A 14355-nucleotide genomic window follows, 5' to 3' on the forward strand; every position below is an offset into this window, starting at 1 on the left:
CGATGAGCATTGCCGGGTCGCCGACGGGCCTGAACAGGTTGCTGCGCCTGTTCGGGTTCGTCGCTGTGGTGTCGTGGTCGCTCTATGCCGGGATGTGGAACGAGCCGTGGGTGATTGCGGGCGCGGCGCTGTCGTGGCTCGGCTGGGTCGTCTGGCTCGTGGCGCCCGCGCATTCGGCGGTGACCAACCGAATCATCCTGTGCGCCATGGTGATCGGTGGAGGGTTGACTGCCGCCCGGTTGGCCGGGTCGTCGATCACGGTGATGGTCGCGGTATTCGCCGCCATGTCGTTGGGTACCGAGCCGGTCGTGATCGGACTGGGCATCTCGGCGCTGGCCGCGGTGTGCACCTGCCTATCGGTCCTCACCGCGCCCGAATCCCGAGCCGGGGCGCTCGGTCTGCTGGGGGGCCTGGCGGTGATGGTCGTCGCGGGTTACGGCCGCCGTCAGTCCCGCGCGGTCGACGAGCAGAACCGGCTGCTGGTCGAGCAGAACCGGGTGATCCGCGCCGAGCGTGATCGCGCCGCGGCGATGGCCGAGCGCGGGCGGCTGGCCCGCGACATCCACGACGTGCTCGCCCACACGCTGGGCGGGCTGGTGTTGCAGTTGGACGCCGCGGACGCGCTGCTGGAGGCGGGCGATGTGCCGCGCGCCGCGGAGCGGGTCAAGGCCTCGCACCGGCTGGCGGTGTCGGGGCTGGAGGAGGCCCGCGGGGTGGTGAACGCGCTGCGCGCGGACGGCCTCGATCTCGCCACCGAGCTGGCGCGGCTGGCCGAGGACCATCGCGCCGCGGGTGGACAGGTGCGGCTGCTGGTCGACGCCGAGTTGCGCGGCATGGACGAGCAGGCCGCGGTCGCTGTCGCCCGGGCCGTGCAGGAGGCGCTGACTAACGCCCGCAAACACGCTCCCGGACAACCGGTTACGGTGACGATCCGAGGCCAGGAGGGGAGCCTCGCGGTGGAGGTGTCCAATCCGGTTACCGCCCTTCGCAGTTCGCTGAGCGTCTCCGGGGTGGGCGCGGGCCTGCTCGGAATGACCGAGCGCATCGCGGCGGTGGGTGGCACAGTGGACGCACGGAAGGAGGGTCGAGAGTGGAGAGTGCGAGTTCTGGTGCCGCGCCGGTGATCTCGGTGGTGGTGGCGGACGATCAGACCACGGTGCGCGACGGCCTGTCGACGGTGCTGTCGCTGCTGCCGGACGTCGAGGTGGTCGGGGAGGCTCGCGACGGCGCGGAGGCGGTGGAGCTGGTCCGCACGCTCGCGCCGCGGGTGGTGCTGATGGATCTGCGCATGCCCGGCATCGACGGCGTCGCCGCCACCGCCGCGATCACCGCCGACCATCCACAGACCGCGGTGCTGGTGCTGACCACTTACGCCGACGACGCCTCCATTGCCGGGGCGCTGCGGGCGGGTGCTCGCGGATACCTGACCAAGGACGCCGGACGCGCGGAGATCGCCGCGGCCATCCGCTCGGTCGCCAGCGGCCACACCACCCTGGCCGCCGACGTGGGCGCCCGGCTGGTGTCCGCGCTCGGCGCGCCCGCGCCCGCGGCGCGGGCGGATCTGACCGACCGCGAGCTCGACGTGCTGCGCCTGATGGCCCAGGGCCGCAACAACTCCGAGATAGCCAAGGAGCTGTTCATCGGCCTCAGCACAGTCAAGAGCCACATCAATTCGCTGTTCGCCAAGCTCGACGTACGCGACCGCGGCCAGGCCATCGCGTTCGCCCACCGCACCGGACTCGCGGGCTGAGCTCGTACGGTGTAGTCATCCTACTGCGACACGGGAACCGTTGCGCGACGGCGCAATCGGCCGGTACCCGGCACGCTCAACCACACCACCATGGCCATGATCGCGTCCAGCACCAGCGCCAGCACGGCCACCAGCAACGCCCCGACCAGCACCCGGTCGTACTTGTAGAGGCTGATGCCGTCGAAGATGTAGCGGCCCAGCCCGCCCAGGTTCACGTAGGCGGCGATGGTCGCGGTCGCCACCACCTGCAGCGTCGCCGAGCGCAGGCCGGTCAGCAGCACCGGCATGGCGTTGGGCACCTCCACCCGCAGCAGTACCTGGCGCTCCCGCATGCCCATCGCGCGCGAGGCGTCGACCACGTCCGGATCCACATTGGCGATGCCCGCGTAGGCGCCCGCCAGCAGCGGCGGGACGCCGACGGTGACCAGCGCGAGCAGCGGCGGCAGCAGTCCCAGCCCGAGCCCGAGCACTACGAAGGTCAGCACGCCCAGCGTCGGCAGCGCGCGCATCGCATTGGCGAAGCCCACGACCGCGCCGCCGCCCCGGCGGGTGTGGCCGACCAGCAGCCCGATCGGCACGGCGATCACCGCGGAGAGGGCGATCGCCAGGAAGCTGTACCACAGGTGCTGGACGATCCGGTGCCCGATGCCCGCCGGGCCGCTCCAGTTCCCGGACGTGGTGAAGTAATGCCACGCATCGATGAAAAGGTTCATGCGCCGGCGCCTTTCGGGGACAGGAGCGTGCGGCTCGGGCGCCGGCCGGTCCGCAACCACGGTGTGGCCCAGCGTCCGAGCAGGAACAGCACGCGGTCCACCACGAGCGCCAGCACCAGCACCACGATGATCCCCGCGACGATCTCGTCGGGATAGTTGCGCTGATAGCCCTGGGTGAACAGCTTGCCGAGACCGCCTACCCCGATCAGCGCACCCACGGTCACCATGGAGATGTTCGTCACCGCGACCACCCGCAGGTTTGCCACGAAAACCGGTATGGCCAAAGGGAATTCGACCGTGATCACGCGCCGCATCCGGGTGAATCCGATGGCGTCGGACGAATCCAGCACCGCCGCGGGCACCGAGTCCAGTGCCGTCGGCACCGCGATGACCAGCAGCGCCAGCGAGTAGATGCTCAGCGCGATAACGACATTCAGCGGATCGATGGCCGCGATGCCCACCAGCGGCGGAATGATCACGAACAGGGCCAGCGACGGAATGGTGTAGGCCAGGCTCGCGGTGGTGACCGTGATCCGCCGCAGCCACGGCACCCGCCGCACCAGCGCGCCCAGCGGAATCGCGATCACCAGCCCGATCAGCAGCGGCACCAGCGCCAGATACAGATGGGTGCGCGCGAATCCGGCGATATCGGAGAAGTTGTCGACCAGATACTTCACCCGACTACAACCCCTGTTCGGCGACGAGCTGATTGCGGGCGGTGTCCTCGCTCGAACGCTGTTGCGCCAGTTGGTCGATGACCTCCGTGGCCAGCACGCCGCCGACGACGGCTCCCGAATCGTCCACGGCCACACCCCATCCGGACGGCGAGGAGATCGCCGAGTCCAGCGCCAGGCGCAGATCGCCGCCAGGGGTGAGCAGCGAGCCGCCCGCGGCCATGCTGTCCGCCAGCGCGTGCCCGGCGCGGATCTTCTCCAGGCCGGTGACGTCGACCCAGCCCAGCGGGCGCTTCTCCGCGTCGACCGCCAGCACCCACGCGCCGGCTACCAGCCGCCGCTCGGGCAGCTGCTCGGGTGTCGCGGTCTCGATCTCGTGCACCTCGACCCCGGACGCGCTGCGGAACGACAGCCCGCGATAGCCGCGGTCGCGCCCGGCGAAATCGGCGACGAAATCGGTTGCGGGCTGGGCCAATACCACCTCCGGCGGATCGTACTGCTGCAGCACGCCGCCGCGGCCGAACACCGCGATGTGGTCACCGAGCTTGATCGCCTCGTCGATGTCGTGCGTGACGAAGACGATCGTCTTGTGCAGATCCGCCTGCAGCCGTTGCATTTCGGCCTGGAGTTCCTCGCGCACCACCGGATCCACGGCGCTGAAGGGCTCGTCCATCAACAGGATCGGCGGATCCGCGGCCAGCGCCCGGGCCACGCCCACGCGCTGCTGCTGGCCGCCGGACAGTTGCGCGGGATACCGGCCCGCCAGCGCCCGGTCCAGGCCGACGCGGTCCAGCACCTCCAGCGCGGCGTTCCGGGCCGCGCGGCGGGTCTGCCCGCGCAGCACCGGGACCGTGGCGACGTTGTCCAGGACGCTGCGATGCGGCAGCAGCCCGGCGCTCTGGATCACATAGCCCATGCCCAGGCGCAGCTTGACCGGGTCGATCTTCGAAATATCCTCGCCCGCAACGGTGATCGTGCCCGCGGTGGGCACGACCATCCGGTTGATCATGCGCATCGAGGTGGTCTTACCGCAGCCCGAGGGGCCCACGAAGACCGTGAAGGACCCCGATTCGATGCGCAGGTCGAGATTCGTGACCGCCCCCGTGCCGTCCGGATAGACCTTGCTGACGCCACTGAACTCGATATCTGTCAAAGCTTCACCTCGCCGGCGCTCGGCTCCGCTGCGCCCGATGCCGGCTGTGTCATCGGTTCGCTCGCAATCTCGCCCACGATTATCCGACCGGCTTGTCCAAGCCCTGCGTGGTCACCCACGACTTCGCCGCCGCCGCGGGCTCGACCTTCGCGTTACCGGAGACCTGCTCGTTGAGCGCGATGAGCTGATCGGTGGTCAACTTCGCCGAGACGGCGTCCAGGACCTTGACCGCCTTGTCGGACTTCTTTTTGGCATTGAATACCGGCACGACGTTCTGGGGCGCGAAATTGTGCTGGGGATCGGCCAGCACGACCAGATTGTTCTGTTTGATTGCCGGCGAGGTGGTGAAGATATCGGCCGCGACCACCTGTCCGCTGGTCAAAGCGCGCACGGTCGCGGGGCCGCCGCCGTCGCTGATCGGGACGAACTTGTCGGCCGCGACGTTCAGCGAGTAATGGGCCTTCAGGCCGGGCAGGCCATCGGAGCGCTCGGAGAATTCCGGCGGCGCGCCGAAGGTCACCTCCGCCGAGTGCGATGCGAGATCGGCGATCGAATGCAGATTCCACTTGTCGACCGTGGCCTGGGTGACGACCACCGCATCCGAATCCTGGCCGGGTGCGGGTGTGGCCGATGCCAATTGATCGCCCAGGGCCTTGGTCAGGGCCGCATTCACCGCGCCGGGATCGGTCGCGGTCGCGGACTTGTCCAGATATTGCAGCAGGTTGCCGGTGTAATCGGGGATCACGCCGATCGAGCACTGCTTCAGCGCCGGAATGTAGGCCTCGCGGCTGCCGATGTTCAGCTTCGTGTCGACGCTGAAACCGTTGGCGCGCAACGCCTCGGCGTACACGTCGGCGACGGTCTCCGATTCCGGGAAGTTCGCCGAGCCCACGGTGAGCTTGTTGGCGTCGCCGTCGCAGCCGTTCGATCCCGAGGCCAGCGGGTTGGAGCTGCTACCGCACGCGGACAGGGCCATCGCCGCGGCCAGCGCGACCGCGGTGGCGACGAATCGCACGGCGGTGAACGCGGGACGCAATCCGCGCCGGCGCGCAGAGGAGGTGATCGAGGATTTCACTGCTGTCCTTCCAGGGGCCCGGCGCTGCCAGGTGTGGTCCGGTGCGCCCCGGCTACGATTCGTCGGCGGGGCGGCCGCTACTGGCTGTCCATCTTTGCAGCCGCGAGTCGTTCTTACTATCCAATCGAGAGTGGGTGTCGTCGGATGGAGTTGACCACGTCGGTGCGGGCCGCGGCCGGTGTCATGGTCGCCGTCATTGCGTCCGCGCTGGTCGCATCGTGTTCGCACGGTGCTTCGGCCGCCCCGATCGCGGTGGGTGCGGGGGATTCGGCTCAGAGTGAATTAATTGCCGAAATTTATGCCGGGGCGCTCGCGCGCACGGGCGCGCGCACGGTCGTCGACGCGCGATTGGGGCGGCGCACCGACTATCTCGCGGCCCTCGATGCCGGGCGGGTGGCAGTGGTGGGGGACGAGAGCGGCGATCTGCTCGCGGCATTGGATTCCCGATCGCCCGCGCGAATTCCCGATCCGAGCGCGGCCGCCGATTCGAGTACCGTCAGCGCGCCCGCTGGTTCCAGCGAGGCAGCCGCGACAACGCCGACCCCCAGCGTGTCGGATGCGCTGAGCCGGGCGCTGCCCGAGGGCCTGGCGATCTCCGATATCGCCGACGGCACCGATCTGCGCGCACAGTTCGTGCTCGCGCCCGCAGCGGCCGGGCGATTTCCGCACTCGCTGAAGGATCTGGCCGCGCACTGCGGGGAACTGACCGTCGGCATCGCGACCGGGCACCAACTCGATCCGCTGCGCCCCGCGCCGGATCCGCGACGGGATGTGCTCACACCGCTGCGGCAGGTCTACGGCTGCGATATCGCGCACTACACGGTCCTGCCGGACGACACCGCGGCGCGGAATGCCCTGCGGGACGGCCGGGTTCAGGCCGCGGTGCTGACCGCGCCCGCCGCGCTGCTGCCGGGCGGGCCGGGTGCGGTGGTCGGTGTGGCCGATCCGGAGTACGCCTTCCGCGCGCAGAACGTGGTCCCGCTGTTCCGGCAGGGCGCGCTGACCGATACGCAGATCAAGAAGCTGAATTACGTTGCGGGCGAACTGACCACCGACAAGCTGACCGAGATGGTCCGCCGGATTCGCGACGACCACGCCGATCCCGGCGCCACGGCCAACGCCTGGCTGGACGAGCACAACCTGTAGTTCCGCGCCGATTCCACGCGCCGCGCCGGTGATCCGGTTGTACCGCACCCGGATCCGGCCGGGCCGCGCCGGGGATGTTGTCCGGGATTCCGTCGAATTCGGTGCCGTAACGACCGCCGCCAATCGGGGCGCGCCGTCCGGTTCCGGCGAGTACTGTCTAGGGAGTTGATCAAGCACCCGTCGCCGCGTGCCACCACGGCGTGCGACGGCGGTCCGGCGGCGATGCCCGCGCCAGACGGACGCCCGTCGGAATAGCCACCCGAGGGAGGCGCAGGCATGTTCACTGGGACGTTCGCGGCGCGCATGTTCACCGTCTGCGCGCTGTCGGCCGTACTGGCCACCACCGCCGCCTGCGGCGGCTCCGGAAACAAATCCTCGAGCAGCCTGGCTACCACCCCGGCGGCCACGGCCACGCAGGCCGTTACCCAGCTCTACCAGCAGTTCTTCGACGGCAAGACCACGGCCGACGAGAAGATCGCACTCCTGGAGAACGGTCAGGCCTTCGCGGCCACGATCAAGGCGCAGGCCGGCACCCCGATGGCCAAGAGCACCACCGCGACGGTATCGAATGTCAGTGCCACCGCGGACCACGCCACCGTCACCTTCACGGTGCTGTTCAACGGCAAGCCCGCACTCGTCGGGCAGCCGGGCTCGGCGATCCGGACCGACGGCAGCTGGAAGGTCACGGCCTCCACCTTCTGCGCGCTGCTGACCATGGAGGGCAATCCGCCCCCGGCCTGTGCGACCGCGACGCCGACGCCCACGCCGGCCAAGTGAGCCCCGATGTCCTGGGCCGATGCCTCGAAACCGCTGTGGCGCAGCATCACCGGTGAGGTCGTGAACGAGCGGGCCGACCGGCCGCGCGTCGCGCTGCTCACCGTCACCGCGGTCCTGTTCGTGACCTTCCTGGACACCACGATCGTCAGCGTGACCCTCGGCAACGTCCAATCCGACGTGCACGCGGGGGTGGTCTCGCTGCAGTGGGTGGTCAACGCCTACACGCTGGTCTTCGCCAGCCTGATGCTGACCGCGGGCTCGCTCGGCGATCGGTGGGGCCGCAAGCGCGTGATGATCGGCGGGCTGGTGATCTTCTGCGCCGGTTCGGTGCTCTCGGCCGTCGCCGGCGGCGTGGGCGTGCTGATCGCCGGGCGCGCGGTGATGGGGCTGGGCGCCGCGGCCTCCGAACCCGGGACGCTGTCGGTGATCCGGCACATCTTCCCCGATCGCGGGCAGCGGGCCCGGGCGCTGGGAGCGTGGGCGGCGGTGTCGGGGCTGGCGCTGGCGGCCGGGCCCGTCATCGGCGGACTGCTGGTCGGCGCCTTCGGCTGGCGGGCGGTGTTCTGGTTCAACCTGATCGTGGGCGTGCTGGTGCTGGCCGCGGCGGTGCGCTACGTGCCCGAGAGCGCGGATCCGCAGCCGGGACCGGTCGACATCGCCGGATTCGTGCTGGGCGCAACATTTCTGGGCTGCGTGATCTACGCGGGTATCTCGGGCGAGCAGGTCGGGTACGGCGCCGCCTCGGTGCTCACCCTGTTCGTGATCGGTGGCCTGGCCGGGGTCGGATTCCTGCTGGTCGAGATGCGCGCGCGGAACCCGATGTTCGACTTCGCCTATCTGAAGCGGCCTTTGGTGCGCAGCGCGCTGATCGTCGCGTTCGCGGTGTATTTCGGCATCTTCTCGATCTTCTTCTTCACCGCGCTGTATCTGCAGGAGGTGCAGAGCTATTCGGGCTGGAAGATCGCGGGTGTCTTCGCGCCGATGGCCGTGGCGATCATCGTGGGCGCGCTGTTCGCCGGGTTCTGGGTGGCGGTGCGCGGGTCCCGCACCCCGATGATCGTGGGCTGCCTGCTGGGTGCGGCGGGGCTGCTGCTCACACGGCAATTTCTCGGTGTGACAGTGGAATTCGTGCCGCTGGCGTTGTCGCTGCTGGTCGCGGGACTGGGCTTCGGCATCGCGGTGGTGCCGCTGACCTCGGCGGTGCTCTCGGGCGTGCCCGCCGAGCATTCGGGCATGGCGGCCGCGGCGACCAACACCATGCGTCAGGTCGGCGCGGTCGTCGGCGTGGCCGCGCTGGGCTCGCTGGTCAACTCGTTTCTCAACTTGGACTTGACCTCCCGGCTCAACCAGCTCGGGGTGCCGCTCAACTTCCAATCGATCGTGATCGACGCGATCGAGACCGGCAACGTGCCCCCGGGCGGGGATCAGGCGGCCTCGCAGGCCTACGGGCCGATCGTCAACCAGGTCATCAACGCCACCTACGCCGCCTTCCATAGCGGACTCGAGGTGGCCCTGCTGGTTTCGGGCATCATGGTGCTGGTCGCGGCGGTCGTGACGGCGGTTTCGCTACCGCGGCACGATCGTTCGGGGTACGAATACGAGACCTGAGCGAGGCGGGCGATGGCCGGAGCAAGGTCCGGAACGACCCCTCCGCGCCCCGGGCCGCTTGCTCCGGCCCTGTCTCAACCGTAGGAGCGCCGGGGCGTTCGCAGAAGCCCGCTATCCCAGGGGCATCGGTCAGTCGCGCAGCGCCGCGGCCAGGACCGGATCGGCCGCCAGCCCGGGCAGCGATTCGACCAGCGTTTCGATCAACTGCTCGCGCGTGATGGTCTCGGCGCTGAGCCAGCTGAGCGTGACCTCCTCGACGAATGCGATCCAGCCGCGCACCACCAGCGCCAGCCGCGGCCGGGCCGGATCGTCCTGGGGCAGCGGAACTTCGGCCAGGATGCGGGTGGCCAGGGCGGCGCGGGTGGCATCGGCCAGCGCCATCAGTTCGGCGCCGGCGGGCCGGCGCAGCAGGGCCAGGTACGAGGTCCGGTTATCGCTGGCGTAGTCGACATAGCGCCGCACCGCATCGCGCAGCATGGCGCCCAGCTCGAGGGTGCGGTCGGGGGCGGTGCGGGCCAGCAGTTCGGCATTGGCGTTGGCCACGATCGCGAGGTGGAACTCCTGTTTGGAGGAGAAGTAGTGGAACAGCAGGCCGCGCGAGATGCCCGCCTGCTTGGCGATCTCACCGATGGAGATGTCCTCGAGGGCGCAATCACGCAGCATCCGGGTGCCGAGCGAGATGAGCTGGTGACGGCGCTCCTCGGGGCTCAGACGCACCCGTTTACCGGGATCTTTTCCACTCACGCCCCTATCTTACTGAACATGAGTCAATACTGAGCTCACCCACCCCGCCGGCTCCGCAAGCTCCGCCGGCTCACCATCCCCGTTGTTGACTCGCGATCAATAAGCCCCTACCCTCGAGTACATGAGTCGCAAGGTTACAGACAGCGGTGTCGGTGATCCGGATGTCCGCCACGTGCACATCCTCATCGTCGGCAGTGGGTTCTCGGGCCTGGGCATGGCCATCCGGCTCAGCCAGCAGGGTGTCCGGGACTACGTGGTGCTCGAGCGCGGCGGTGATGTCGGCGGTACCTGGCGCGACAACACCTATCCCGGCGCGGCCTGCGACGTGCCCTCGCAGTTGTATTCGTATTCCTTCGCGCTGAACCCGGACTGGTCGCGGTCGTTCTCCCGGCAGCCGGAGATTCAGCAGTACATCCAGGGCGTGGCCGACCGGTACGGCGTGCGCGACAAGCACATCTTCGACTGCGAGGTGCTGGGCGCGCAGTGGAGCCAGGCGCGGGCGCGCTGGGATGTGCAGACCAGCCAGGGGGAATTCACCGCCGATATCGTCATCTCCGCGGTCGGCGCGCTGTGTGAGCCGAATCTGCCGGATATCAAGGGCATCAACGAGTTCCAGGGCCAGATCTTCCACTCCGCCCGCTGGGACCACGAGGCCGATCTGAGCGGTAAGCGGGTTGCGGTGATCGGCACCGGCGCCTCCGCGATCCAGATCGTGCCCTCCATCGCGCCGAAGGTGGCGCAGCTGGATCTGTATCAGCGCACCGCGCCGTGGCTGCTGCCCCGCATGGACCGGCCGTACACGCTGCCCGAGCGGCTGGCCTTCAAATACGTGCCGGGTGTGCAGCGGCTGTCGCGGGCGGCGATCTATGCCGCGCGCGAGACACAGGTCGTGGGCCTAGCGAAGTTCCCGCCCGCGATGCTAGCGCTGGAGACGGTCGCCCGGGCCAAGCTGCGCCTCGAGGTGCCCGATCCGCAGCTGCGCGAGAAGGTCACGCCGAATTTCCGCATCGGCTGCAAGCGCATGCTCATCTCCAACGAGTACTACCCGGCGCTGGGCCGGGACAACGTCGACGTGGTCACCGAGGGCATCCGCGAGATCCGCGCCGGATCGATCGTGACCGCCGACGGCACCGAGCGCGAGGTCGACGCCATCGTCGTGGCCACCGGCTTCCACGTCACCGATTCCCCGGCGTTCGAGACCATCTCCGGGCGCGACGGCCGCACGCTGGCAGAGGTTTTCGACGAGTCCGGCCAGCAGGGCTACAAGGGGACCTCGATCGCCAACTACCCCAACATGTTCTTCCTGCTCGGCCCGAACGTCGGCCTGGGCCACACCTCGATGGTCTACATGATCGAATCGCAGATCGCCTACGTCGCCGACGCGATCGCCACCATCGATCGCCTCGGCCTGAGCACGGTCGAGGTCCGCAAGGACGTGCAGGACACGTTCAACCGGGAGCTGCAGGGCAAGCTGGTCGGCAGCGTGTGGAGCACCGGCGGCTGCGCGAGCTGGTATCTGGACAAGCACGGCAACAACACCACGCTGTGGCCGGACTTCACGTTCCGCTTCCGGCGGATGCTGGAAAAATTCGACATGTCGGCGTACGAAACGAAAGTGATGGCACATCAGTGAGCAGCGACGCTTATTTCACCGGAAAGGTCTGCGTGATCACCGGCGCCGGTTCGGGCATCGGACGCGCGCTGGCGGAGAACCTGGCCGGGCGCGGGGCGAAGCTCGCGCTGTCGGACATCGACGCCGAGGGCCTGGCCGAAACCGTCCGCCGCTGTGAGGCATTGGGCGCGCAGGTCACATCGGACCGGCTCAATGTCGCCGAGCGCGAGGCCGTGCTGCTCTACGCCGATACGGTGCACAAGCATTACGGCGTCGTGCACCAGATCTACAACAATGCCGGTATCGCCTATCACGGCAACGTCGTCGACTCCGCGTTCAAGGACATCGAACGCATCATGGATGTCGACTTCTGGGGAGTCGTCAACGGCACCAAGGCATTTCTGCCCCATCTGATCGAATCCGGTGCGGGCCACGTGATCAACGTGTCCAGCCTGTTCGGTCTCATCGCGGTGCCCGGCCAGAGCGCCTACAACGCGGCGAAATTCGCCGTGCGCGGCTTCACCGAGGCCCTGCGGCAGGAGATGCTCGTCGAGCAGCGGCCGGTCCGGGTCACCTGCGTGCATCCGGGCGGCATCAAGACCGCGGTCGCGCGCAACGGCACGTACGCCGAGGGGATCGACGCGGCGGGCTTCGCGGCCTTCTTCGACAAGCATCTGGCCCTGCACACCCCGGAAATGGCGGCGCGGACTATCACCGAGGCCGTGGCCAAGGGGCAGGGCCGCGTGCTGATCGGCTGGGAGGCCAAGGCATTGGACCTGTTCGTGCGCACCACGGCCTCCTACTATCAGCGCATCTCCTCCGTCGTGACCCGGCGCTTCCTACCGTGATCACCTCGGCCTAGTCGCGCCCTGGGCCGATCCCAACGATCCCGCGCCGCCCGCGAGCGAAGCGAGCAGTCGGATACAGCCGGGCTCTCGCTCCTGGCGGAGCCGAGCGCTAGCGAGGCGCATGTGGCCCAGCTGCAGGCTTCGCTCGTCGCCCCGGCGGCCGCCGCGGTGCGTGAACTCGCGGGCTTCCTCGGCGAATCGCTGTAACCAGCATAAAACCGGCCCATAGGATAGGTTTCTGGCGGCCTCGAGCCGGGGGAGGGCCCGGTCGCGGCCCGCTCGACGGTCGGGTGCGGGACCGCGGCGCGAGTGGCGTAGATTACTGGCGAGTAAACCACGTGGAAGGGCACCGATGCGAGAGTTCGAAGTCCCGGCTACCTACACCATCCCCGAGGACGTGAATGTCTCTGACAGCGTCTTCCGGCACGCCGAGCGCACGCCCGGCCTGGTGGTGTTCAACAGGCCGGATGGCAAGGGCGGCTGGACCGATGTGACCGCGAAGCAGTTCGCGCAGGCCGTCACGGGCGTGGCCAAGGGGCTGGTCGCCTCGGGCATCGAACTCGGTGATCGCGTCGCCATCCTGGCCTCCACCCAGTACGACTGGGTGGTGCTGGACTTCGCCGTCTGGGCGGCCGGCGGCTGTACCGTCGCCATCTTCGACAGCTCCTCGGCCGAGCAGGCCAAGTGGATCCTGCAGGATTCCGCGACCAAGCTGCTGGTGGTCGAGACGGCCAAGCAGCACACAATGATCGGCGAGATCTCCTCGGCGCTGCCGGAGTTGAAGGAGACCCTGCTGCTGTCCGAGGGTGCGGTCGCCGAATTGACCGCTCGCGGCGCGGAGCTGGACGATGCGATCGTGCACGAGCGCCGCGCGCAGGTGAAGGCCGCCTCCCCGGCGACGCTGATCTACACCTCCGGCACCACCGGACGCCCCAAGGGCGTGATGCTCTCGCATTCGAACCTGTATGCCGAGTCCGCCGCGGATCGCTCGACGATGCCGGACCAGCTGCGCGCGGGCAAGCGGTCGCTGCTGTTCCTGCCGCTGGCACACGTCTTCGCCCGCGCGGTGGCCCTCGCGGCCTTCGACGCCGGAGTCACCGTGGCCCACACCGCCGACTGGTCCACACTGGTCGAGCAGTTCGGCCAGTACAAGCCCGACTTCATCCTGTCGGTGCCGCGCGTGTTCGAGAAGGTGTTCAACGGCGCCAAGCAGAAGGCGCACGACGGCGGCCAGGGCCGGATCTTCGACATCGCGGCCGACACCGCCATCGAGTACAGCCAGTCGCTGGAGACCGGCGGGCCGGGGCTGGTGCTCAAGCTCAAGCACGCGGTGTTCGACAGGCTGGTGTATTCCAAGCTGCGCGCGGCCATGGGCGGTCAGTGCAAGTCCGCGGTGTCCGGCGGCGGCCCGCTGGGTTCGCGGCTGGGGCACTTCTTCCGCGGTGTCGGCGTCATTATCTATGAGGGCTACGGCCTGACCGAGACCACCGCCGCCATCACGGTCAACACCCCCGCGCACATCCGCGTCGGCTCGGTCGGGCACCCGCTCCCGGGCCACGGCGCGAAGATCGCCGACGACGGCGAGCTGCTGGTTCGCGGCCCGGTCGTGTTCAGCGGTTACTGGGGTAACGACGCGGCCACCGAGGACGCGTTCGTCGACGGCTGGTTCAAGACCGGCGATCTGGGCGCCATCGACGACAACGGCTTCGTCGCCATCACCGGCCGCAAGAAGGAAATCCTGGTCACCGCGGGCGGCAAGAACGTCTCCCCGGCCATGCTCGAGGATTCGCTGCGCGCCAACCCGCTGATCAGCCAGGTCATGGTCGTCGGGGACGGCAAGCCGTTCATCGGCGCCCTGATCACCCTCGACCAGGACGCCCTGCCCGGCTGGAAGGAGCGCCACAACCTCCCCGCCGACACCCCGCTCGAGAAGCTGATCGAGAACCCGGACCTGGTGGCCGACGTCGAGGCCGCCGTGGCCGAGACCAACAAGCTCGTCTCGCACGCCGAGGCCATCAAGAAGATCCGCATCCTGTCGGTCGACTGGACCGAGGAGAGCGGCGAGCTCACCCCGAAGATGTCGCTGAAGCGCGCGGTCGTGATGAAGAATTGCGCCGCCGAAGTGGATGCGATCTACAGCTGAGCTTCGCTGTGTGACAACTGAATCCGACGGCCCATCCGCTTGTGCGGGTGGGCCGTCGGCGCTTTCGCTCCAGCGCCACCGAATGCTCTCCGTGCGAAGTTGATTCGCCGGA

At 68.7% G+C, this 14355-nt stretch carries 13 protein-coding genes; 8 read left to right on the plus strand and 5 right to left on the minus strand.

Annotated features, from left to right (window positions below; genetic code table 11):
• Positions 1-2 precede the first annotated feature (2 nt).
• Both ABH933_RS14135 and ABH933_RS14140 read left to right on the plus strand, forming a co-directional pair.
• Positions 3-1124, plus strand: a complete 1122-nt coding sequence (locus tag ABH933_RS14135; RefSeq protein WP_429422853.1) for a sensor histidine kinase — start codon at positions 3-5, stop codon at positions 1122-1124.
• Entirely contained in the window at positions 1091-1750 is a 660-nt protein-coding gene (locus ABH933_RS14140) for a response regulator (protein ID WP_429422851.1), read from the plus strand. Before ABH933_RS14135 ends, ABH933_RS14140 begins: the two co-directional genes overlap by 34 nt.
• Before the next feature lie 20 nt (positions 1751-1770).
• Here ABH933_RS14140 and ABH933_RS14145 read toward each other — a convergent pair whose 3' ends face one another.
• The 4 genes from ABH933_RS14145 to ABH933_RS14160 all read right to left on the minus strand — a co-directional run bounded on the left by ABH933_RS14145 (position 1771) and on the right by ABH933_RS14160 (position 5266).
• Complete coding sequence (locus tag ABH933_RS14145; protein WP_429422849.1) at positions 1771-2463, minus strand: ABC transporter permease; 693 nt, start codon at positions 2461-2463, stop codon at positions 1771-1773.
• Positions 2460-3140, minus strand: coding sequence for an ABC transporter permease (locus tag ABH933_RS14150; RefSeq protein ID WP_429422847.1), 681 nt, complete (start codon positions 3138-3140; stop codon positions 2460-2462). The genes ABH933_RS14145 and ABH933_RS14150 overlap by 4 nt, the downstream gene beginning before the upstream one ends.
• A 4-nt stretch (positions 3141-3144) precedes the next feature.
• Positions 3145-4290: an ABC transporter ATP-binding protein gene (locus ABH933_RS14155; protein WP_429422845.1), complete on the minus strand. Its 1146-nt coding sequence runs from the start codon at positions 4288-4290 to the stop codon at positions 3145-3147.
• A 79-nt stretch (positions 4291-4369) separates the two neighbouring features.
• Positions 4370-5266: an ABC transporter substrate-binding protein gene (locus ABH933_RS14160; RefSeq protein ID WP_429423204.1), complete on the minus strand. Its 897-nt coding sequence runs from the start codon at positions 5264-5266 to the stop codon at positions 4370-4372.
• Positions 5267-5509: 243 nt separating this feature from the next.
• Here ABH933_RS14160 and ABH933_RS14165 point away from each other — a divergent pair, with 243 nt between their 5' ends.
• The 3 genes from ABH933_RS14165 (at position 5510) to ABH933_RS14175 (ending at position 8896) form a co-directional block, all read left to right on the plus strand.
• Entirely contained in the window at positions 5510-6511 is a 1002-nt protein-coding gene (locus tag ABH933_RS14165) for a glycine betaine ABC transporter substrate-binding protein (RefSeq protein ID WP_429422842.1), read from the plus strand.
• A gap of 276 nt (positions 6512-6787) precedes the next feature.
• Positions 6788-7288 (plus strand): hypothetical protein, encoded by a 501-nt coding sequence (locus tag ABH933_RS14170; protein ID WP_429422840.1) that lies wholly within the window; start codon positions 6788-6790, stop codon positions 7286-7288.
• 6 nt (positions 7289-7294) lie between these two features.
• Positions 7295-8896 carry an MFS transporter gene (locus tag ABH933_RS14175; RefSeq protein ID WP_429422838.1) on the plus strand — a complete coding sequence of 534 codons (1602 nt, stop codon included), beginning with the start codon at positions 7295-7297 and terminating at the stop codon, positions 8894-8896.
• 129 nt (positions 8897-9025) lie between these two features.
• Here ABH933_RS14175 and ABH933_RS14180 read toward each other — a convergent pair whose 3' ends face one another.
• Complete coding sequence (locus ABH933_RS14180; protein ID WP_429422836.1) at positions 9026-9640, minus strand: TetR/AcrR family transcriptional regulator; 615 nt, start codon at positions 9638-9640, stop codon at positions 9026-9028.
• 121 nt (positions 9641-9761) lie between these two features.
• Here ABH933_RS14180 and ABH933_RS14185 point away from each other — a divergent pair, with 121 nt between their 5' ends.
• The 3 genes from ABH933_RS14185 to ABH933_RS14195 all read left to right on the plus strand — a co-directional run bounded on the left by ABH933_RS14185 (position 9762) and on the right by ABH933_RS14195 (position 14243).
• On the plus strand, positions 9762-11273 hold the full coding sequence (locus ABH933_RS14185; protein WP_429422834.1) for a flavin-containing monooxygenase: 1512 nt from the start codon (positions 9762-9764) through the stop codon (positions 11271-11273).
• On the plus strand, positions 11270-12100 hold the full coding sequence (locus ABH933_RS14190) for an SDR family NAD(P)-dependent oxidoreductase (protein ID WP_429422832.1): 831 nt from the start codon (positions 11270-11272) through the stop codon (positions 12098-12100). The genes ABH933_RS14185 and ABH933_RS14190 overlap by 4 nt, the downstream gene beginning before the upstream one ends.
• A 352-nt stretch (positions 12101-12452) precedes the next feature.
• Positions 12453-14243, plus strand: a complete 1791-nt coding sequence (locus tag ABH933_RS14195) for an AMP-dependent synthetase/ligase (protein WP_429422830.1) — start codon at positions 12453-12455, stop codon at positions 14241-14243.
• Positions 14244-14355: the final 112 nt, after the last annotated feature.

It is taken from the genome of Nocardia sp. GP40 (assembly GCF_050434125.1).
Taxonomy (GTDB): Bacteria; Actinomycetota; Actinomycetes; order Mycobacteriales; family Mycobacteriaceae; genus Nocardia; species Nocardia albiluteola.

What these genes read in the sequence shown, in the direction of transcription:
- ABH933_RS14145 (WP_429422849.1), bottom strand. Translation starts at nt 2,463, where the DNA reads ATGAACCTTTTCATCGATGCGTGGCATTACTTCACCACGTCCGGGAAC.
- ABH933_RS14165 (WP_429422842.1), top strand. Translation starts at nt 5,510, where the DNA reads ATGGAGTTGACCACGTCGGTGCGGGCCGCGGCCGGTGTCATGGTCGCC.
- ABH933_RS14170 (WP_429422840.1), top strand. Translation starts at nt 6,788, where the DNA reads ATGTTCACTGGGACGTTCGCGGCGCGCATGTTCACCGTCTGCGCGCTG.
- ABH933_RS14175 (WP_429422838.1), top strand. Translation starts at nt 7,295, where the DNA reads ATGTCCTGGGCCGATGCCTCGAAACCGCTGTGGCGCAGCATCACCGGT.
- ABH933_RS14195 (WP_429422830.1), top strand. Translation starts at nt 12,453, where the DNA reads ATGCGAGAGTTCGAAGTCCCGGCTACCTACACCATCCCCGAGGACGTG.
- ABH933_RS14135 (WP_429422853.1), top strand. Translation starts at nt 3, where the DNA reads ATGAGCATTGCCGGGTCGCCGACGGGCCTGAACAGGTTGCTGCGCCTG.
- ABH933_RS14185 (WP_429422834.1), top strand. Translation starts at nt 9,762, where the DNA reads ATGAGTCGCAAGGTTACAGACAGCGGTGTCGGTGATCCGGATGTCCGC.
- ABH933_RS14160 (WP_429423204.1), bottom strand. Translation starts at nt 5,266, where the DNA reads ATGGCCCTGTCCGCGTGCGGTAGCAGCTCCAACCCGCTGGCCTCGGGA.